General features: G+C 34.6%; 12 protein-coding genes and 8 pseudogenes. 13 read left to right on the plus strand and 7 right to left on the minus strand.

Features of this window, described 5'->3' with window-relative positions; genetic code table 11:
- Nucleotides 1-520, plus strand: a pseudogene (locus tag RFX69_RS18665) (IS256-like element ISAba26 family transposase); the annotation flags it as partial.
- Between the two features lie 194 nt (nt 521-714).
- Here RFX69_RS18665 and RFX69_RS18670 read toward each other — a convergent pair.
- A complete protein-coding gene (locus RFX69_RS18670; RefSeq protein ID WP_000064929.1) occupies nt 715-1,887 on the minus strand; it encodes a replication initiation protein in 1,173 nt (390 codons plus the stop codon).
- Between the two features lie 891 nt (nt 1,888-2,778).
- Here RFX69_RS18670 and RFX69_RS18675 point away from each other — a divergent pair.
- The 3 genes and pseudogenes from RFX69_RS18675 to RFX69_RS18685 form a co-directional block, all read left to right on the plus strand.
- Nucleotides 2,779-3,555, plus strand: coding sequence for a ParA family protein (locus tag RFX69_RS18675; protein WP_289333014.1), 777 nt, complete (start codon nt 2,779-2,781; stop codon nt 3,553-3,555).
- 18 nt (nt 3,556-3,573) lie between these two features.
- Nucleotides 3,574-4,473: a ParB/RepB/Spo0J family partition protein gene (locus RFX69_RS18680; protein ID WP_000254417.1), complete on the plus strand. Its 900-nt coding sequence runs from the start codon at nt 3,574-3,576 to the stop codon at nt 4,471-4,473.
- 148 nt (nt 4,474-4,621) lie between these two features.
- Nucleotides 4,622-5,421 (plus strand): annotated as a pseudogene (locus RFX69_RS18685) (alkaline phosphatase); the annotation flags it as partial.
- A 562-nt stretch (nt 5,422-5,983) separates the two neighbouring features.
- On the opposite strand, the pseudogene RFX69_RS18690 reads toward RFX69_RS18685, so the two are convergent.
- From RFX69_RS18690 to RFX69_RS18710, 5 genes and pseudogenes are all read right to left on the minus strand, one after another.
- Nucleotides 5,984-7,246, minus strand: a pseudogene (locus tag RFX69_RS18690) (type II toxin-antitoxin system HipA family toxin).
- Nucleotides 7,246-7,551: a helix-turn-helix domain-containing protein gene (locus tag RFX69_RS18695; protein WP_077166306.1), complete on the minus strand. Its 306-nt coding sequence runs from the start codon at nt 7,549-7,551 to the stop codon at nt 7,246-7,248. Before RFX69_RS18695 ends, RFX69_RS18690 begins: the two are co-directional and overlap by 1 nt.
- 915 nt (nt 7,552-8,466) lie before the next feature.
- Nucleotides 8,467-8,723 (minus strand): annotated as a pseudogene (locus RFX69_RS18700) (hypothetical protein).
- 337 nt (nt 8,724-9,060) lie between these two features.
- Nucleotides 9,061-9,653 (minus strand): annotated as a pseudogene (locus RFX69_RS18705) (putative adenosine monophosphate-protein transferase Fic).
- Between the two features lie 12 nt (nt 9,654-9,665).
- Nucleotides 9,666-9,828 (minus strand): annotated as a pseudogene (locus RFX69_RS18710) (YhfG family protein); the annotation flags it as partial.
- A gap of 274 nt (nt 9,829-10,102) precedes the next feature.
- Here RFX69_RS18710 and RFX69_RS18715 point away from each other — a divergent pair.
- From RFX69_RS18715 to RFX69_RS18740, 6 genes and pseudogenes are all read left to right on the plus strand, one after another.
- Entirely contained in the window at nt 10,103-10,567 is a 465-nt protein-coding gene (locus RFX69_RS18715) for a hypothetical protein (RefSeq protein ID WP_000911012.1), read from the plus strand.
- Nucleotides 10,568-10,579: 12 nt separating this feature from the next.
- Nucleotides 10,580-12,922 carry a hypothetical protein gene (locus tag RFX69_RS18720; protein WP_289333012.1) on the plus strand — a complete coding sequence of 781 codons (2,343 nt, stop codon included), beginning with the start codon at nt 10,580-10,582 and terminating at the stop codon, nt 12,920-12,922.
- A gap of 4 nt (nt 12,923-12,926) precedes the next feature.
- The gene (locus RFX69_RS18725; RefSeq protein WP_038349522.1) at nt 12,927-16,127 is read left to right on the plus strand and encodes a site-specific integrase; all 3,201 of its coding nucleotides are present in this window, start codon (nt 12,927-12,929) and stop codon (nt 16,125-16,127) included.
- Nucleotides 16,128-16,317: 190 nt separating this feature from the next.
- Nucleotides 16,318-16,769 (plus strand): annotated as a pseudogene (locus RFX69_RS18730) (hypothetical protein).
- Nucleotides 16,770-16,841: 72 nt separating this feature from the next.
- Nucleotides 16,842-17,003, plus strand: a complete 162-nt coding sequence (locus RFX69_RS18735; protein WP_162137887.1) for a hypothetical protein — start codon at nt 16,842-16,844, stop codon at nt 17,001-17,003.
- Nucleotides 17,004-17,211: 208 nt separating this feature from the next.
- Nucleotides 17,212-17,448: a hypothetical protein gene (locus RFX69_RS18740; protein ID WP_000152659.1), complete on the plus strand. Its 237-nt coding sequence runs from the start codon at nt 17,212-17,214 to the stop codon at nt 17,446-17,448.
- Between the two features lie 256 nt (nt 17,449-17,704).
- Here the strand turns inward: RFX69_RS18740 and RFX69_RS18745 are convergent, their stop codons facing one another.
- Nucleotides 17,705-18,637 carry an IS5-like element ISAba40 family transposase gene (locus RFX69_RS18745; protein WP_108564185.1) on the minus strand — a complete coding sequence of 311 codons (933 nt, stop codon included), beginning with the start codon at nt 18,635-18,637 and terminating at the stop codon, nt 17,705-17,707.
- Nucleotides 18,638-19,158: 521 nt separating this feature from the next.
- Here RFX69_RS18745 and RFX69_RS18750 point away from each other — a divergent pair.
- The 3 genes and pseudogenes from RFX69_RS18750 to RFX69_RS18760 all read left to right on the plus strand — a co-directional run.
- On the plus strand, nt 19,159-19,614 hold the full coding sequence (locus RFX69_RS18750; RefSeq protein WP_001136775.1) for a hypothetical protein: 456 nt from the start codon (nt 19,159-19,161) through the stop codon (nt 19,612-19,614).
- Between the two features lie 60 nt (nt 19,615-19,674).
- On the plus strand, nt 19,675-20,142 hold the full coding sequence (locus RFX69_RS18755; RefSeq protein ID WP_108563967.1) for a hypothetical protein: 468 nt from the start codon (nt 19,675-19,677) through the stop codon (nt 20,140-20,142).
- Nucleotides 20,111-20,404, plus strand: a pseudogene (locus RFX69_RS18760) (hypothetical protein); the annotation flags it as partial. The gene RFX69_RS18755 and the pseudogene RFX69_RS18760, both read left to right, overlap by 32 nt.
- Nucleotides 20,405-20,454 lie beyond the last annotated feature (50 nt).

Consider the following 20,454-nt stretch of genomic DNA (forward strand, 5'->3'; position numbering starts at 1 on the left):
TGTAGATGGATTAAAAGGCTTCCCTGACGCGATAGCCTCTGTTTACCCTCATACTGATATTCAACTGTGTATCGTGCATGTTGTACGCAATAGCCTGAGATTTGTAAGCTGGAAAGACTACAAAGCTGTTACGTCGGGTCTGAAAGCGATTTATCAGGCAAGTACAGAGGAAAATGCTTTAAAATCCCTAGACATCTTCTGTGATCAATGGAATCACCAGTATCCCAAAATTGGAGAATCCTGGCGGGCCAATTGGGAAAATATCCGAACGATCTTTAGCTATCCAGCCGAAATACGTCATGCAATTTATACAACAAATGCGATTGAGTCGTTGAATAGCGTAATACGCCATTCAACGAAGAAAAGGAAAATCTTTTCATCTGATGACTCAGTAAAGAAGGTCATTTACTTAGCAACATCAAATGCTGCGAAGAAATGGACGATGCCAATTCAAAATTGGCGTTTAGCAATGAATTGGTTTACGATTCAGTTCGATGATCGATTAAAAGATCATTTATAAAAAATGGAACTTACACAAAATAATTTACAGGCTCGGGCGCCCTCACACCCAAGTTTTCACTTGAATTTGGCTCAATTAGGATCGCTTCTATCTTTCAAACCTTTATGCAACAAAGCCCTATAAAAATATGACATAAACTGATATCAAGCTTATTTTACATCTTATAGTAAAAAGTGTAGCAACTTGCTACACAGTCATATAACGTCTTTTCCAAAGATTTCATTCAATCGTTTTCTATTTTCTTTTACAAAATTTGGATTATTTTTTAATTTATATTTCATTTCTTTCTTAAATTCACTCATTGAACTGCCAGCTACAGCAAAATCCATTTGGAACATAATATCATTAACTATCACATTTGCTTGAGATTCAGTTAAGCACCCTTCTGTCTTAAACCACTTACTAAACTGTTTATAATTTGGGTCGTTTGCATAGATGTACCAAGACCTTACAGTCATATCGAACTTCGCACCTAATTCTTTAACAAGCGCATTATCATCAAAATTGACATCTAAATAGATTTGAGTCTTATCATTAGTTTTAGATACAACAACTTCAGTGGCATGCCTATTAAGAATTTTAAATCGAACTCCGACAATAGGTCGACCTTTCTTGATGGTATCGTACTCTAATTGAAGACTAGTCTTTTCATTAATTTCTTCAATAATCTTGTCTAAAACGTATCGTCTAAAATCAACCCAACGATCGTATTTTTTCTCCCCAATATCAATTAATGCTTTGATATTCTCAAGTGAAAGTTCAACCTCATAAGAATCTTGATTAGCATACTTAAATTCATTTTTGATAAAGTATGAATACAAACTCATACTGGTTACAGAGTTCAAAGCAAATAAATCTTTCAATTGATAGGTCGTAAAATTTCCATTTGCTAAACGAGTAAAATACGGAAGTACTTCACTGGTGAAACGTATCTGCAAAGCATTTTTAGCATCATCTTCCCAACGGAGTTCACGAATAATTGGTACTACTGAGTGTACTTTTTTAACTTTACGCTTATTATCATCCACGGGCTCTTCAATTACAAAATGAGCTACTCGTGATGATAATTCTTTATAAATACGATCAATAGCAACATTAATGGAATTCTTTTTATCTAATCCTAATAATTCGCCTAAATCATCTTTATGCAAATAAATATAAGTTTGCTCTGTAATTTCACGATCTTGATTATTCTTCTCACCATAATTCGCAACAGCCATTGCATAAAGAAGAGCTTTATACTCATTAGATGATAATTCAATTGGTCTAATCAGACGGTTACTAGTGCTGACTACTCCATTATGTCGAATGTTACCAATACAATAAGGTAGATGTTCTAATTCTTCTGGTTCGTTGTGATTGCTCATAAGTGGAAAGATTAAAATATTTTCTACATGTTATACACAAAAGTGGAAGAAGATGCAAGCCGCTCACTATTTTCTCTTACTTACATTAAATTAACTCAGTTTATGCCCATCAAACACCTTAAGAGTGGAAGAAGTGTCACTATTAAAGTGCAATTTTGGTACTATTCAGCCTTATGGTGGAATAAATATAAAAATAAACACTTTTAAGTGACAGTTCTTCCACCTTTGATAATTCATCTGTGTCGCTCAAGCAATCAATTTGAAAGTAGGAATAGCCTACAGCACCACTAAAGTGGAATTACTCAAAATATATTCCACCATTAAAGTGACAAGCCTTCCACCATTCCGGTATTCTTGACTATCAAACATCATGTTATCAATTAAATTTTATACAAATATTTTATCCACAGAATAAAAACATCTAATGACAAGTCTTCCACCTTTATTTCAATAAAAACAAACTTATCAACATCACAAGCAGTTGAATTGTATTGTTTTAAATTAAAAAATACACATTAAAATAAATCACAATGACAAGTCTTCCACCATAGTGACAAACCTTCAACTTATCAGTGACAAACCTTCCACTTATTAGTGACAAACCTTCCACTTATTAGTGACAAACCTTCCACTTATTAGTGACAAACCTTCCACTTTAAAAAATCTATCTAATTGTTTTTTAAACAAATAAAACTTGTCTAATTATAATTAACTAATTAATACTAATTAATACTAATTAAAATTAGCTAGCTATATTTTTTAAAAAAGTTAAGAAATGTTTCCCCCACATCTTTTGAATTCAAAAGATAAAAATATGACAAAGGAACTGTAGCAAGTTGCTACAAATATCTTTATATTAAATGAAATCAAAGTAAATTCCTTAAGACAAATATGTCAACTAAAATCATTGCTGTAGCTAATCATAAAGGTGGTTGCGGGAAAACAACTACTGTAGTACATCTTGCTTCAGAGCTTGCTGAATTAGGAAATAAGGTCTTAGTAATTGATCTGGATCCACAAGCAAATGCAAGTTTACATATAGGATTAAGACACCCTAGCGAAGTTGAAACTACATCAGCTGAATTACTTATTGGTGATATAAGTCTATTATCGGAAGCATTAGAAGAAGAAACAAAATTTAGAAATGTTTCCTTAATATATGGCTCATTAACTCTTGGTAAAACTGAAGATCAATTGAAAGATGATGCACCAAGACCATCCGAGGAACTTTCAAATAAATTGGAAATTCTAGAAGGATTATATGACTACATTCTTATTGATTGCCCTCCTAGCTTAAAATTACTAACCAGCAATGCCTTAGCCGCTTCGACACATGTTATTATTCCAATTGAATCTGGTTCACAATACGGTCTCTATGGTGTTACTGATTTAATTAATCATTTAAGTAAAATTAGAAGAGTTAACCCTGAATTAGAACTCTTAGGTGCTTTATTAATTAAACATGATGAGCGTCAGAATGTATGTAAATTAATAAAAGATGAAGCATTTAATCAAGTTGGAGAATTATTGCATACCACAATTCCAATGAGCACTAAGGTTAATCAAGCTGCAATTTTGCAACAACCTTTATTATCTGTTGATAAAAACTCAAAAGTTCGAAAAGCTTTTGAAACTTTAGCACAAGAAATTGTTCAGCGTGTCGGATAATATAATTCTGGAAATACTATGGTAAGTAATAAAGAGCTATTGGCTAAACGTCTTCAGCAAAATACTCAAAAGCATCAACATGCCCAAAAGGAGCATATTAACGATGTCAAAGAGCTAAGACGTAATGTACAAATTACAGATATTCAGGCTAGCCCTAACCAGCCTCGAAAACTCTTTAATCAACAAGATATTGAAGATTTAGCAGCATCAATTGAAGAAATTGGGCTATTACAACCAATTGCAGTTCGTAGAATAAATGATAAATATGAGTTGATTGCTGGTGAAAGACGATTGAAAGCCCACCAATTTCTCAATAAGAATACCATTGAAGTAATCATTATTGATGCATCGGATGAAGAAGTTGCTTTATTAACATTAGCTGAAAATTTAAAGCGAGAAGATCTGACAGATTATGAAATATATGTTGGATTAACTTCTTTGGATGAAAAATTAAAAAAAAATAAGCAGAAGTTAGCAAAGTCATTAGGTATGAATCGTGAAGATATGTATAAATATTTATCTTTTGAAAAATTACCTGGAGAGTTGATTGAAGATTTGGAGAAACAGCCGTCATTATTAGCACGGACCGCTGCTACAGCAGTGAAAAAGTTTCTATCAGATCATGATGAAAACCATGAAAAAGCTAAAGAAGCATTATTCGAAGCATGGTCAAAATTGCTTAAAAAAGAAGTTGAACAGACAAAACTGGCATCACTAGCTGAAAAAATCTTTAAGTCAAGAGAAACGAAAGAAGTAATTCAAACTTCAATTGTACATAAAATTGAATATGATGGGAAAGTTGCTGGTAATATCAAATTTGACCATAATACATTAAAGGTATCTTTAAAAATGGGCCAATTTGATGATCAAAATTTACAAGAATTAAAAGCTTTCCTAAAACGAATGTTAGAAAAATAAAGTAAAAAAATAGTGTAGCAAGTTGCTACACTATTTTTTGCAATTAGGAAAATTTATATAAGTAGTCAAAATAATATTTTCATAAATTTGTCATGTAAATTGAATATTTAAAGCGTATTTTCCGACCATCCTAAGATGAGTTGATGCAATGCTTTGGCATAAGAAAAAATTTAATAAAAAATTAATAAGTTTGGCATGGTGTAGTTTGGGCACAGTTATTTTGACGGGCTGTCACAGTCCTGCTTTTGTTCAATCAACTTCTACTTCAGTACAACCATCAAAACAGCCTCAACGTGTGGTTTTTTTCTTGGGAGATGGAATGGGTATCACGACACTAACAGCTGTACGAATTTATGCTGTTGGTGAAGATGGCCAACTGCCAATAGATCAACTGCCAGAGTCAGCATTTGTTCGTACTTTCTCAGAAGGTGCACAGGTTACAGATAGCGCACCATCGATGGGTGCCTATATGACAGGTGTAAAAATGAAAAATGAAGTGATTCCATGCAGACTGGAACAATTGCAGTAGAACCAAATCAGGCCGGAAATCATCAATGTGGAACCAATCCTCAGAACCAAAATAAGCAAGACACCCAAACTTTACTCGAATTGGCCAAAGCACGAGGTTGGGGTACAGGGGTAGTCACAACAACTCGCATTACGCATGCTACACCAGCATCGACTTATGCTCATATTTGTCATCGTGATGCTGAAAATGACATAGCATCCCAATTAGTACCAAGTTCGCAAAGTGATATCTATCAGCGTTATAACGTCAAATTAAAAGATGGGGTTGATGTGATTCTAGGCGGGGGTAAACGTCAATTTCTGCCGAAAGATCAAGGGGAAGAACGGATAGACCAACGGAATTTGATCGCAGAAATGCAACAAGCAGGCTATCGAATGGTTTATGATCAAACTCAACTCTCCCAGATGAAGTTAGGAAAGATAACACTAAATATAAAAAAAATGGAATAAATAATTTACAAAGTTATTATTTTTAATCTGATGTTTGTTTTATATGGGGATGATAATAACTTCTGATTACTAGTTTTTACCTTAAATATAACGATTGAAAGATTCATTTAAAGGCTATGAATACATGAGTTTTACAGTTTGGCTAGGTCAGCATGAGTACTTTTCGCAAGATTTAAGATCGACCATGAACGTGATTAAGTTATAGGGGATTGATGAAATATTTTTTATGAATTTCTGGCTTTCTGGGCTGATTTTATCAAATTCATGTCTATGCAAAATTGCGACATATTTCTCGTGCTGGTAGTTATCCAGAGTTTGGTCTGTATCTATTCATAGTGCAGACCTTTTTTTTTGGTGATAGTTTTTTCTTAGCGATTTTCGATCTGGATGTAGTGATTTCACGTTTGCAGAACGTATCTTGGCGGTGATCCATCTAATATTCGTGATTATAAAGCGAGCTAATTCACAGGTTCTACAGATTATGTAGCGACTAACTATAAATTGATGGTTGGCGCTTAGTTTATATTTACGCTTAGGTTTCAGTTAAAAAATCAATATTTTGTTGAATTCGTGATTGAATCATCTCTAGGGTAGATTCTCGAATTTGATGAGGATACAGGCGTTGCGCAATTTGACTAAATTGAAGTGCAATTTCATGCATGGCCAAGATGATCTCATCGACTTCTAGAGTAGTCAGATTCGCTTCTGAAGTACCGAGTTTATGTATGTCATTTCGAGAAATATTGAGCGCTTCTCCCATAATGTCCATTTGATGATAACCACCTGGACCTTCACAGAAGGTCACATCATAGGCTGGAGCCAATTTCCATTGACCATTTTTTGCCATGAGAAAAGAAAAATTCTTGGTATGGTCATCCCGATTATTGAAAAGTACATTAAACACAGCACGTTTAAAAGTATGCAGCCTTTCCGCACATCTTGCGTACACATCAAGGTTGCCCGAAGAAAATTGCGATAGTCTAGGCTACCTGGAACTTTATAGTCTGCTCCGGTATATGCAGCCAAACTCTGCATTGGAATCCGCATGCCATTTTGACGGTCGAATCGTTTAGAAGCAAAAGCCATTAAACCATTGGGCAAATTAAAAAAATGGGTGTCTGGAGTCTCGATTGCACAAAGTCGCAAACATTCTGCATAGACGGCTTCAATGGCGCAGACTTCAGGATACTCTAGCTGAGCAGGAAACTTAATCAGCCAGGCTTCATTTTGATCAGAAGCTTGCGTCGAAAACTCAAAATTGACAGGATTTCGGTAAGCCAATGCTTTGGATCTGGCACCTTGGGGGGAGCCACCCTGACCAGCAAATGTTGTAAAAATTCGCCACCTTCTCCTTTGAGGACTTCTTGGACTTCCTGTGCCAATTGCGGCAGGGGAATATTCTCTGAAGTTTGCATCTCTGCGACACAGGGTTCAAAGGAGAGAACACCTATTGCATGGGTGCTAATATAAGTTAGACGTTCCAAAGGGCTGATTCGTGCCGGATGCAGTCCAATTTTTCGAAAATATCGATCCATTAATAACATGCCCCAACCATCCGGCAAAGCATCATAGACTGGACCAGGTAATCCCATTTGATAAGTAGGAAAACCCTGTCTCAGTGGTAGACCTTTTAAAGGGAGTAAATAAGAAGAGAGCTGAAACCTCGCTGTATTGCTTCTGGACTATATTCAAAAGCAATAGTGGGTCTACCTGTGGTGGCTGTTGAACTAATCAGCGTTCCCCATAACCATGATTCGCCCCAACCGTTGTAATAAACATTAAGACTGTTGAGCATTATCCCTTCCTCTTAATACGCTGGTGCTTACTTTGACTTTCATAGCGTAGAATATCTTTTACACTGTTAAGCTGAGGTTGAAACAGCTCCTGAAGTTTGTTTAATCGACCCAAGACCATTGCAATACGGACTAAATTTTCAACAGATACATTTCGTGCCGCTTCAAGATTCGAAACCGTATTCACGCCGACACCAGCGCGTGCAGCAACCTCAGCTTGAGACATCTCCAAAAAGAGTCGTTGCTTACGTAAACGCTCACCTAAAAGCGTCATGACTTCTTCGGGTTTAGTGAAATATAAATCCATTAAATTGGGTCTTAAACTTTAATAATTTAATTAAACCACAAAATAATGGAATTAATTTATAGCTATAGTGTGGTTGAGGAGGTCTTTGTTGCACAGCACTTCGGAAGGTAGGTATGGTCCTTCGGTATCGGTTCCAGAAATTCATCGGGATGTACTTTGACTGATTGTTGATAAGGAAATCTCAGTATTTTCATTTTTCCTTTTTGGTCACATTACTTAGAAAGGGTTCTTCGAAAAGTAGTTCATATTTTAAAAATCTTATAAATATTGAGGATTTTTTCTTAAATGCTTTCAACATAGCATGCGGCGATATGTAACTCGTACGGGCTTAATCTGCCTTTTAGTGTAAATTTTTGGGGCATGAGAGGGGCAGAGGTGTGGGGGCAAGCAATTTATATCGTGGATACTTCTAAATCATTTATGTAATAGAATGAGCTAAGCATGGATTTAGGGTAATAACACTAAATCTAAAAAAATTGGAAGAATAATATATTAAATTATTGTTTTTATGTGGTTGTTAGTGAATTTATGAATAATAATAACTTTTTTCTTGATGAGTTTTATCTAAAAATTGATCGGATAATTTCTTTAAATGTCATGTATCCATAAATTTGACAGTTTGAAGATATCGGTATGTGCATTTTTCACAAGGTTAAAGATCGACCATAAATGTGATAAACGGTAGGGGATCATTGAAAAATGAATGGATTTAAACACTACATGTATGCAGGAAAAAATATCGCTGCGGTTCTGCTGACAGGCTGTATTGAGCATTGAATGCAAATGATGTAGTGATTGTCTACATGCTATAAGACCAGCATGATGAAGAATGAAATGTAGTTGCCAATATCTAATCTGGGTTGAAAAGTATAGCGTTGTTATTTGGAGAAGTGAGGTGAGCCATCCTTCTCTTATTCACTTAAAATGATACTTACTTAACTGATCTCCACTCATGGGCTGGTTCCAATTAGACGGATAATAACTTCCATCCCCTATTTTTTCTTACCACATTTCTTGCATTTAATCCCTTCTTTGGAGATGTGATTCAGCATCACCGTTACCAATTGAATCAAATCAATGGCATTGTTCGTTGGTTCAAGAAAAGCAGAAGAGGCTGCTTTATTGCAAAAGAGAACATTCGGATCAAATGGATTGGATTACACAAAAGCCATAATACAGCCATAGATCAATTCACTTGCATGTAATCTGTAACATCCATTCAGGTCATCAGACGTTGATTAATCACTAAACACCATAAATTTATGTATAGGCGAACTTTTTTGAGACATATGTTGATAAAAATGCGGCAAGTTACATTGCTTAAAAGTCTATCTAAGTTAACGATCTATTCAGTTCTGGATAAGTAATCTGCATATTACGATCCTAAATTACCCGAAGAGTATTAAGATTTTTAAGAATCGTGTTTGTTGGTTTATTTGGGAAATTAATCAGTGGATTGAAGCAAAGATGATGGCTCATTAAGGATTGTGGGCTCTGACTACTTAAATTTTAGGTATTTTGAATAAAGTATATTTCAAAAATCTGAATTAATGGATTTAAATTACCATAAAAACCTTCAATATTGGCTTGAATCCATTGTTGTTGAGAGTCAATGCGAGACCAATCAATACCATAACCACAATGAGCAATCAGATGCTCAAAGAAAATCCGTTGCGTACGTCCATTACCTTCACGGAATGGGTGTATAACATTAAGCTCACAATACAAGTCGGCAAGTTGAGGAATTAGTTGTTGTGGTGCTAAGCCTTGAAAGTACTTTTTTTTCTTGAATTGATTTAAGTAATTTATTGGTTTCAATTTCAATACGGGAAAAAATTACAAAAACGGGTGTCACCTTTGGAAATACGATTTGTCTTAACTTTCCTGCCCAGTCGTATAAGTCGCCAGAGAGCTGCGCATGAATTAATTTTTAAGTATTGTAAGTCGTAAGATGGTTCAGCATATTCAATTAAGTTACTTGCCAAACCAGACAGTTCTAGTTCAGCTTGTTCTAAAATTTGTTCATCACGAATATTGAGTTTGTTCTTTAGGATATTTGTGCCAGGGTAACAATACAGGCTGTCACCCATTTCCCCATACATGTACCTGACTAACGTTTCGGGTTGCGAATACTTCTTATATTTTTGCAAGATTTCAGCTTTACTTTGTTGAGTTGTTTGAGCTGTCGTTGTAATGCCTTCAAGCTTTAGGCTGGCTTGATAGTTTTGCACACGTGTCGCTTGAATATATTTTTTTCTGTTCAGTGGTTCTGAGCATTTCGAAACTCCATTGATGCTACACGTGAAGTAAGTATAGCAGAGAATCTTTTTGATCAATGCTGCATACAAAGCATTTCAAAATGTAATACAACGGTATTGTTTCATGTAATAACAGAAAACTAAAAAAAAGTGGAAGAATTTTTAAAATTTAGACGACCCATGATAAGTAAACCATATGTATTTGTTGATAATTGTAATTTTGAGAAAATTTAGTTGATAGATTAAATGTATTTTCATATAAAAAGATATGCTCATTTTTTATATCGATAAAAATGTTAAAATTTGACTATTTAGTAAAAAATATAGAGATATTTATGGGGCAATTTATCATGCCCTTTTGCTTTGAGCGACAAAATGTTCAATTTAAGATAGTAAAAATTAACTCAGAACTACTGAAAATCAAAAAGATTAAACAGAGTCAGAAAGTAGTAGTACAAGCAAAGTTCAAAATAATCTATGTGAAAATTTGGCAAAAAATATTGCTATTAATGCAAACGGAGCCATGCTTACGTGTACATTCTAATTATGTTGCAATCTTACAGTTGATACATAATCTTGATGATTTTATCGAAAAATCACAGCAACACTTATGCTTTGAGAGAAAAGCTCAGAAAGAGCTAGATGCTAAATTTTTTGCTAGATTTTTTAAGCTGACAAAAAGTTCAATCAAAGATCAACTTTTACAAAATTGTTCAGATCGTAATGAATTTAACCAATGCAATTTGATAAAAAATTAAGCGAAAGCGAATATGCCAAAGATTGAAACAGAAGAGCAATTCTTAGATTTAGCAGAAAAATTTAAACAAGATTATTGTCTATTACATGATGATGTTGTGAATACACAATTTGTCGATCTATCAGATGATTTACGTGAAAAAGCCCACGCTCTATATAAGGAAGCGCAACAGATATATGGCTATATATCTAGCTCTAGACAATTAGGTAAATATTATTTTCTAGCTTCTTTAAGTTATTTTGCATGTCCAGATACTAGTAATACACAAGAGCTGTCATCGCAACGTTATTTGATTCTACAAGCGAGTTTTTTAACATATCGGCAGTATCAAGAATTTGCAAAAATTGCTAAAGCTGAGAATAAGCAAAAACATGTTTGTGACCTCCTACGCTATGTCTCACGATATGTGCTGGATTCTAATAATGCTGAATTATTTCATGAATGTAGTAAGCTGCTAAATTGTTATGTCACGTACGAACGTAATTTGAAAAAAGAGGATCGTAATCAACTTTTTAATATTAAAAATTTCAAAAAAGTACAAGTCATAGAGTATTTATCGGCTCTATTAATAATTTTTAAAAGACTTGATGATCGTCGTGTTGTTCATCGTCAGCGTAAGTCAAAAAAAAGCAAAGTTTTGAAATGGCCAACTAAAATTGAACTCAAAAAATTTCGTGAAATAAAATCTGGTAAGTATGAAGATATCGGACATAACGCAAAGATCAGTTTTTATGATGCCTCTCTTCACAAAGATGAAGATGGTGAAATTGAGTTATTGGACATTGAAGTAGAATTATACTCAGAAGATGAAAAAACTAAAAATTTTAATCATTTAATTAGTGATTATACTGCATATTACACGCGGCATCGCCAACGCCGTCATGTGCCATTTATTACAAATCCTTATTATTTAGCACCAGATGTACTGAAGCAAATTGTTTATGTGTTGAGAACTGAGTTAAATGCGGACTGGGATAAGGCTGCAATCGCTGCCGCATGTTTATTGTCACTTTTGACTGGATTATCTCCCATAGCACTGATGGATTTTAACGAGCTCATACAAGATGGTGTTTTGATCCAGAATGGTTCAAGAAAACGACGGGAATATTTACTTAATTTAAATTTGAAAGTTACCGAGCAGAAAATTAAGAGTTTAAAGCCTGTGCGTTGGAATGAAGAGATGACTCACCAACTACATCTACCTGCGGCATGGTTTGACTACATAGAACAAGCATCGAATCCAAAGATCTCTTCAGGAGATATTAATTCCGAACTTAAGAAGTGGTTTGCTAATCAGTATGTGGGTACTATCACCGTTGAAAAACTTCAGGCCCAATTATATTTTCATATATATTATGAAACCTATAATGAATATCTTACTCATGTGATTGCGAGGCGGGATATCAAGCATGATGTGTCAGGTATTTATTACGGAGGACTTCCCAAAGCTCAGCTTGATAGCAGCTATTTAGCTTTTTTGGAATCAGCACTTACACCACATTCTAAGGAACTTACAGAAGACACGGCTGAACTCAAAATATTACAACAACAATTCAAAGTGCAATCTGCATCTAAAGGGAGGGTAGGGAGTCAACTGGCACTTGAACCCAGTTTTGTGAAAGAGCAATTTGCTTTTTTACATAGACATTGCCAAGAAAATATTCAAAAAGATCAACATATCATTAATCAATTGAATGCATACGCGTGTTGGATGTGGCATGTTAGCTTGCTAAGCATGGCCAGACGGCCTAATAAAAATCTGTTGGGGAATTTGGAAGATTATTGTTTTGAGCTTAAAATTCTATATGTAAACGATAAAAAGAATAGCAAGGTAAGAAAGGATGGACGATTTATCCCGCTATCCGATTTCTTCTTAAAAGCACTGCAAAATTACACTGTATTTTTAAAACAAATAATTGAACTGTATAGCCCACTTTTAAAACAAGTATTTGCAAAGAAAAAAATTGCGCTCAATGACTTATTCGGAAAGGTCATTGATAGTAAAGATATCTTGCCGATAACTGTCAAAGAGTGGCAGAGCAGGAAAGTTAAGTTAATCCCTTTATCTCGAAACTGGGTAAATTTATATATGGAAGGAATCTTTCCAAAGAATATGTATTCGAATTGGTTACGTCATTTTGATATGAATTTTTTGATGTATGCAGAAGAAAAAGAAGAAAAAAAAACTGCTTTAGCATTCCATTTAATTCAGGCTCTTTATGGTCATGACCAACGTGACCGAGAGGCTTTTCATCCGTATTCTTCACTTATTCCGAATGTCTATGTACAGCAAGTCCGCCAGCAATTGCAAGATAATGTCAAATCTTTATCGATTAAACACTTAGAGCGAAAATAGTTGTATGCAAAAAATCAAAGAACTAATAAAACCACAACTAGACGGTCTATTTGTTGATATTCAGAAATTGGTGAAAAAGTCGCAAGAAAGACAGCCTTCTTTACCTGAAGTATTGACGCAAGACATGCAGCAAAAACTTGATCAGCAGATCGCCGAAAAATGGCATGACATTAAAGATAGTGTTGATTGTTTGAGTCAAAAATTGAGCCGAGATGAACAATCTAAACTGATGCAATTTACTGAAGATGAATTTAATAAAAGAAGAAGGCAATTCAACCAGAATGTAGATAAAAAATCATACAGAATTAGGCTAAATCCACATACTAAACGGATCGTACTGCCTAGAAAAATTGAGAGTACGGAGTCACGGTTAAAACAAGGGCAGTTACATGCCCAGGTACTCAATGCTTTGAAAGCATATTGGAAAGATTCACTTGGATATTGGGATGACCCTAAATATTTGTGGGGGGATTTATGCTTAAGTTTTATATATATTTCAGGCTGTGCAGATGAACAGCATCTGGTTGCTATTCAGCAGCAATTGCAGGAGGCCGTTGAGCTTGGTACAGATCTGAATTGTTTTCGGTTATACCATTCGGACTACAAAAAAATCACTAATCCATTGTTACTACATTATCGTGTTGAAAACTCTCAATATGGCAACGATGTAGAACAGAGAAAGTTGTACCAATGGAAGCATGTTTTTTTTAACTCATATGCTCAGTTCATCTTGCAATATTTAAAAAAGTTGAAAGCTACTCATAAAGAATATCGTCTGCAACAATCAATTGAAGATTGTATTCTGGAAAGCTTGAGTCGCATGGGACGAAACAAAAGTTTGGGCGATCTGCAATATCAAATTAAACGCCGTGGATTTCGTGCATTTAATGATGTGCAAATGGTACTTGAATTTAATCCAAACCTTAGCCTAGATATATTTTTAAGTAATGTACTTCAGCAAGAGATTAATACTGTCGCCTTACGGCCATCCGAATTTAGATTGCTATGGAGTAATGAACGTAATCAAGTCATGGAACTAGAGAATAGCCCTATTCATTTTGAACAAGAGCAGTTACATCCTGAAGTTCCGACGGCTCAAAGCAAATTACAAACGATTCCGTATGAGTTGATGTTGTTTGATCAAAAGAAACGTAAAGGTCAAAAAGTTGAGCGCTTAGATAAAAAGAGGAATAAAGAAGAACGCACGCTACGTTTTTGGCAAGAAATCAGAAGGGTGTTAGAGGAGAAGATGCGTGATGCAAATACGGAAGAAAAGTCTTTAATTGAAGCCCAATTACGCTTAATTCACTGGTTAGTGCATTTAAAAAAAAGAGGGCTTCAATTATCAACTATTGAAAGCTACTTAGGATCATTTGCTAAAGAATTTATATTTGAAATTTGGCTTAATAAATTGGATTTAAAACAACAATCCATTGATGATTATGAAGATTTATATCGACAGTTGTTGAAATATAGCAGTGAACGAGATGCACAAGCAACTCAACGTGAAGCTGTTAAAGGAAAAACCTCTCGTAAGATGCACCAAACAGCAGAATACCGTTTTGGTCGCCTAAAAGATTTTCATCAATTTTGTATAGATAATTTTAATGCACCAGAGGTATTGGTGTTACAGAATTCAAGTTTTAAGCATTTACAAATTTGCAATGCACGCCTAGTAAGCCCTTTGTTATTTGGCAAGCTATTGGAAAAACTAGAACATTTAAGTCAAGAGCCAACGGCATCAGAGTGGGTCGATCATCTGAGTTGTTTAAAGCTGATGTATTTACTGAGTTATAGAACTGGACTCCGATTAAATGAAGTTCGTTGTCTTAAAATACAAGATATTATTTGCCCAGAGTTACTTTATAAAGAAAAAGAAAATACAGCTTTTAATAATATCACGCTTCATATTCAGAACAATTCATATCGCCGTCTGAAAACGCAAAGTGCAAATCGTCAAATACCATTGAAAATTGCCTTGTCAGAACATGAGTTTTTAGTAGTACAACATTACATACAACATCGTTATGAACAATATTTGTTTAATCAGCAGGATGATCTACTTTTTAGTGTTAATCATCGTGTATTAACGGATCAATGTATCAGCAAAATTACAGTAGAGTTGTTTAACCAAATATTAGGTATGCATCATGGCTTTAGTTTTCATACGTTGCGCCACAGTGCTGCTAACTATCTAGCAATAACTTTGCTGGGCTCAAAAGAAATGATTAAAACATATACAGATTGTCCTTGGGTAAAAGCAAAAAAGATGCGTGATTTATTGTTTGGTGTTAAAGCACGTGCTCATGAAGAGATTATTCAACATAAATGGCAGGTGCTTGCCTCTTGGATGGGGCATAGCAGTATTGAACAAACGGCTTCAAATTATCTTCATGTTTTGGATTTATTAGCAGTCGATCGAATTTACAATTCGCCGTGTATCATTTCAAAAAAAGTCCTAGAACAGTGTTTTGGTCCAGTGAATTCAAGTACAGAGTACATAAACTTAAATCGTTATACTCAGCAGCAGAAATGGTTTAACTCTTATCAGCAAACACAGCCAGTTATGATTGCTGGTCGACAAGAAAAGAAGTTTAGTATCGAGAAGAGTACTCTGACGCCTTTTCAACGTTTGATAAGTTTAAGAGATGGCCGTTCAAGCGAAGATATTCAAGCACAAGAATGGATGCAGCGATGTCAATTTATGAGCACTAAATGGATGGACCCCAAAAATTTTAATTTAAAAACGAAATATGTTAGTAATAAAAATTTAGATGGGGGTTGGTTTGATGAGCTTTACAACAAAGCTAAGAAACTGAAACGTTCTGATGAAATAATTCCTCTCCTTGATTTGCATAACCAACATGATAAGGGGAAAGATATACCTAAAGAGTTGAACGTGGTCAATGCACTTAAGGTATTATTATTATTTGGAAAATTACGTAAAAACTTTCTACATTTTCAATGCATAAAGAAAGATGATGAGCAACAAATTGCTAATTTTATTGCTGGTATAGAGCCAATTATTGGAGATCACCTAAATTTAGACAAACAGAATTATCCAGTCAATCTGGAAGTGCTTGAGAGAACAGTTAAATTTAGTTTTCAAAGAGTTGTTGGCCATAATAAAAAAAATGTTACTCTACTGGTTATATTTAATTTAATGTTAAAAATCATGCAAGAAGATGAACTTTGGTTAAAATAGCCTAAGCAGTTTAAAAAGGGGAATTTAAAAGTTTTAGCATCACAGTTTGATTACTGGATTTTAAACAATAGTGTGAAGATTAGCGCTTTGGTAAATCGATGAGCTAAAGTGTTGTAGTCCAAACTCGATCTGACAGTTACCCATTTTTGAGCTGTTGATTAATTTATCAAAAAAATCAAGCCACCCACGGGTGGTTTTTTGTTGCGACATTTCACCAGTAACTAACTTTCTTAATGTGAATCATGCTAAGGCAGCGAATGAAGGGAAGCCGTTAGTTGTATTGATGGCACCACAAGAGAAAGATCGTTCGAAGGCTCAAAACCGTTTGTACTGGATTGGCTTAATCAATGGGCTAAAAGTCAAGGTAAAGATAAAGATTACGAGCATCTGTTCTTTAAGAAAAACTTCTTAGCAAAAATCTATGATTGCGATGACGTTGGCCAATACAAGAAAACATTCAAGGCTGTAAGAGAGTTGAAAGATTCTAATCATCCTCTCTACCAAGATGTAGCAAGTGGCCTATGTGAGCTAATGAGCACTACAGACGCTAGTACAGTTCAATTAACCGAATACTTAAACGACATTCATGCTTTCTGTAATAAAAACGGGTGTTATTTGGAAACGCCTGATGATCTTAAGTAGGTGCTTGAATAGTTGCTGATTTCATATTATTAATGTCTCTCACTTTATAAAATGAGAAACTAACAAATGGTAATGAATAATATTGAATATGATGCGGTGGTTGAAAGTGCGAAAATCAAAGCGAAAAGCGATATAACAGTAGCGGTTTTAAATAATGCAGCAAGTACTGGTTTAGTTGCAATTAATGATGCAAGTAAAGAAAAGCTTATTAGAGTTTATCAAAAAACTGCATGATCAGATTGATGAATAATATGAACCGCCCTTAAAGCGGTTTTTTATTGCTAGTAGAATATTTAAGGTACCTTTTCTAATAGGCACATACTATTAAAGTGTTTTTTATTTATTTTTTAGATTGAAAAGATTGCTATTTAAGTAATTTAAATATAAAAATCTTTATTGATTGAGCGTAGTTGTTATACAGGATATTTATAAGGATTTTAAAATGACAATTATCACATTGCTTGATGTTGAGACGAAGAAGAAGGTGATAGTTCGGTCCGTAATAGACCCAATAGCAAGAATAGACAAAAAAGGGAATATACAAATTATTCAAATTCATAAATGGCTATATGATGAATCTGGAGATTTCGTTGATGAAGACTTATATGAGGCACTCAACAATGGAGAAGTTGGAATATACATAACTTTGCAGTATATGATCATTAATATTGAAAATTAATTATTTTTTATTTTTAGTCAGTTTGAGTTCTTACTCTCTAGAGCCTAATGGTTACTACACATAAGACCTTATTAATTATTACCTATTGATGGGCACATATTCTTTATAACTCTTAATAAGTAAAAAAATTATGTAGGCTAAAAATAAAACTATTTAAAAAGAAATCTTTATCTATTTAAATATGAATATTTGATATTTTTAATTGGCTTTGTTGCACAAAGGCTTGAAAGATAGAGCTCCCCTAGAAGATCCAAATTTAAGTTACAACTCGGGTTTGAGGTCGGCCTAATTCCGTAAACTTATTTAAGATTGCCACACGTGTATGTATTTCATTGACTTGGCTTTGAAAGTTTCTCGCACTGAGTTTATCCCCTAATAATTTGATGCAATGCATCTTAGTTTCAACCAAACTTCGCCGGTGATAACCTGACCATTTTTTCCAAATGGTTCTTCCTAAATGCTTAACTGTTCGAAGCAGCTCATTTCGCTCTAACGAGCAAATCTTTGTATCTTTCCAAGGCTTTGCATTTTTCCTAGGTGGAATCACTGCATGTGCTTGCCGATCCGAAATTACTTGACGGCATTGTTTTGTGTCATAAGCCCCATCAGTATATACGGAGTCAATCTGCTCATCTTGTGGAATCTGATCGAGTAAATCACCAAGCACTTGTGAATCACTCACATTATTTGTAGTGAGTTGAATAGCGCGTATTTGCAGGGTTTTGGCATCTATACCAATATGTAGTTTACGCCATTGGCGACGATATTCAGGTTGGTGTTTCTTACGCTTCCATTCACCTTCGCCTAGAAACTTTAAGCCAGTAGAATCGACGAGTAGCTGGAGACCATTACTGTTTTTTTGATAGTTAATTGCAATATCAAGATACTTTTGTCTTCTACAGAGAGTGGAATAATCTGGGGCTGTCCAATCTAATCTGCAGAGATGAATGAGACTTTGAACAAAGCCAGTGACCATACGTAAAGACAATCGAAATAGGGATTTGATCATCAGACAGCATTGAATCGCTGTGTCAGAATAAGTTTGATTTCGTCCATGTTTGCCTTTGGGTTGAGCATACCATTGAGTTTTTGGATCAAACCAAATTGAGAGATTTCCTCGATTTATCAGAGCACGATTGTAGAATGACCAATTGCTTGTACGATAAATTTTAGGTGTAGGCTTATTCATTTGCGAATTATATTACGGAATAAGGCTTTATCGGTAGGTTTGTGCAACAAAGCCTTTTTAATTCAATCCCTATTGCTAGTGCTTAAATATTATGCCAATATGAAGTTGGAGATATTTCCGAATAGATATTTCCTATTTCAGGTCTAAGCGTTTTTTTTCGCTAAGCCCATTTCTGAATAAAAATAGGAAGTGGGCTTTTTTATTTTTAAATATTTCAGTATTATCAGTGTGTTGCTTTAAGTAACACTAAACCTTATTGATCAGCGCAAATATCAAAAAAAGGGGGAGCTTGCCTACTAGGCAAGCTTTTTAAATTGATGATTTAAACACAATAATCCATTTTAAAGCTCAATAGAAAGATCAAACTTCCATAGCTTTTATTCGTACTAATTTATTGAATATAATCGTTTTTATAATTTTTAAAATTTTCTTAAACTAAAAATGGAAAATTTCTTGTTGCAACATTGTTATAATAGGACTACCTTAAGAAAAATACTTTATAAAAATGAGGAGCTGCTGAAATGCCACAGTATCTCATGTTTGCGGAAAATATTTATAACAAAATTAAAGATGAGGAATTGTTTTCACATGACTGTATTGAAAATATGAACTTACTTATGACATGTATACGCAGAGAAATTGAGGGAACAGAATTTAAATTAAAATATAATTTTATTGATTTTGTTGAATTGTTTAGTAGACCATTAGATGAATGTAAAGTAAAAATAGATGTGAGTTTGATTCCTCCTCATAATTCAGAAGGTGAGTATATTTTATGGTTAGCTGGATTAATCGAAAAAATTACAGAAGGTGGACCTAAACCACCTCCGCCTATAAAGAAGTTTATTCCAGAGTATATGAGCTTGAAATTTGAATTAGATTTTTTACCCTTAAATGAGGAAAAAATTCAAAACGAAGGTAAAGAAATTACGGATTACTTTAATTCAAAGCTTTATAAGGCAACTTTTAAGAAGTAATACTATATTGCCTGTGAGTTTAGCCACCGCCTAAGGGCGGTTTTTTTATGGGTAAGAATAATGGATTCTACAAAATACTTTTGGCTTACTCGGAAAAAAGAACTTAAAACTAAACCTAAAAGCTGGCCACTGCCAAAGCCTACACAAAAATATCTAGAGGCAGCAGAAGAATTTACTGAAACTTTAGATAATCTGGAAATTAAATATGAAAAGAAATTTCAGTTTAAGTCTACTAAGCACTGGCGGTTTGACTTTCATTTAATTGAGTATCGAATACTAGTTGAAATTGCGGGTGGTCCATGGTCTGGCGGTCGTAAGGGCAAACTTAAAAATAAAGCTTGTAGTCTTGATCGTTACGATATGGCTGAAGAGATGGGCTACACCGTAGTTCGCATAGAGACAGCTTCAAGATGTGGCATTGATGAGTCTGGACCTTTGCAGTTACGGACTCAATACGCTAGTGAATGGCTAAAAAATTTAAAGAGGCAAATATTTAATGGATCAGATCAGACCATTTCCTCCAACTGATTTTATTGACCAAGCAGATGAAGAGGAAGCGATTCGCATAGTACCTGCGTCTGATTTAAAAAATTAGGTAGTTGCTAATTTGCTTACACTTGGTGGACCTTTTCATAATCCAGATCATGACCATATCGCTGAGATGCTTCATGACAATGAGGGGTTTTTGGCTTTTGCATGGGCTTCTACTGCTTATACGAGAGCTAAGCGCATGGTGCTCGGCCAATGTGAAAAGGTTATGTTTCAACAAGGCGGCTGGAAGAAAGCCCGTCTCTGTTGGAGTTCGTAGGATTCGCGGGATGTCTTAAACAACGCACCTTT

The organism is Acinetobacter sp. 148, from assembly GCF_031196675.1.
In the GTDB taxonomy this organism is placed as follows: domain Bacteria; phylum Pseudomonadota; class Gammaproteobacteria; order Pseudomonadales; family Moraxellaceae; genus Acinetobacter; species Acinetobacter baumannii.

What these genes read in the sequence shown, in the direction of transcription:
- RFX69_RS18670 (WP_000064929.1), bottom strand. Translation starts at nt 1,887, where the DNA reads ATGAGCAATCACAACGAACCAGAAGAATTAGAACATCTACCTTATTGT.
- RFX69_RS18675 (WP_289333014.1), top strand. Translation starts at nt 2,779, where the DNA reads ATGTCAACTAAAATCATTGCTGTAGCTAATCATAAAGGTGGTTGCGGG.
- RFX69_RS18680 (WP_000254417.1), top strand. Translation starts at nt 3,574, where the DNA reads ATGGTAAGTAATAAAGAGCTATTGGCTAAACGTCTTCAGCAAAATACT.
- RFX69_RS18695 (WP_077166306.1), bottom strand. Translation starts at nt 7,551, where the DNA reads ATGGATTTATATTTCACTAAACCCGAAGAAGTCATGACGCTTTTAGGT.
- RFX69_RS18715 (WP_000911012.1), top strand. Translation starts at nt 10,103, where the DNA reads ATGTTAAAATTTGACTATTTAGTAAAAAATATAGAGATATTTATGGGG.
- RFX69_RS18720 (WP_289333012.1), top strand. Translation starts at nt 10,580, where the DNA reads ATGCCAAAGATTGAAACAGAAGAGCAATTCTTAGATTTAGCAGAAAAA.
- RFX69_RS18725 (WP_038349522.1), top strand. Translation starts at nt 12,927, where the DNA reads ATGCAAAAAATCAAAGAACTAATAAAACCACAACTAGACGGTCTATTT.
- RFX69_RS18735 (WP_162137887.1), top strand. Translation starts at nt 16,842, where the DNA reads ATGAATAATATTGAATATGATGCGGTGGTTGAAAGTGCGAAAATCAAA.
- RFX69_RS18740 (WP_000152659.1), top strand. Translation starts at nt 17,212, where the DNA reads ATGACAATTATCACATTGCTTGATGTTGAGACGAAGAAGAAGGTGATA.
- RFX69_RS18745 (WP_108564185.1), bottom strand. Translation starts at nt 18,637, where the DNA reads ATGAATAAGCCTACACCTAAAATTTATCGTACAAGCAATTGGTCATTC.
- RFX69_RS18750 (WP_001136775.1), top strand. Translation starts at nt 19,159, where the DNA reads ATGCCACAGTATCTCATGTTTGCGGAAAATATTTATAACAAAATTAAA.
- RFX69_RS18755 (WP_108563967.1), top strand. Translation starts at nt 19,675, where the DNA reads ATGGATTCTACAAAATACTTTTGGCTTACTCGGAAAAAAGAACTTAAA.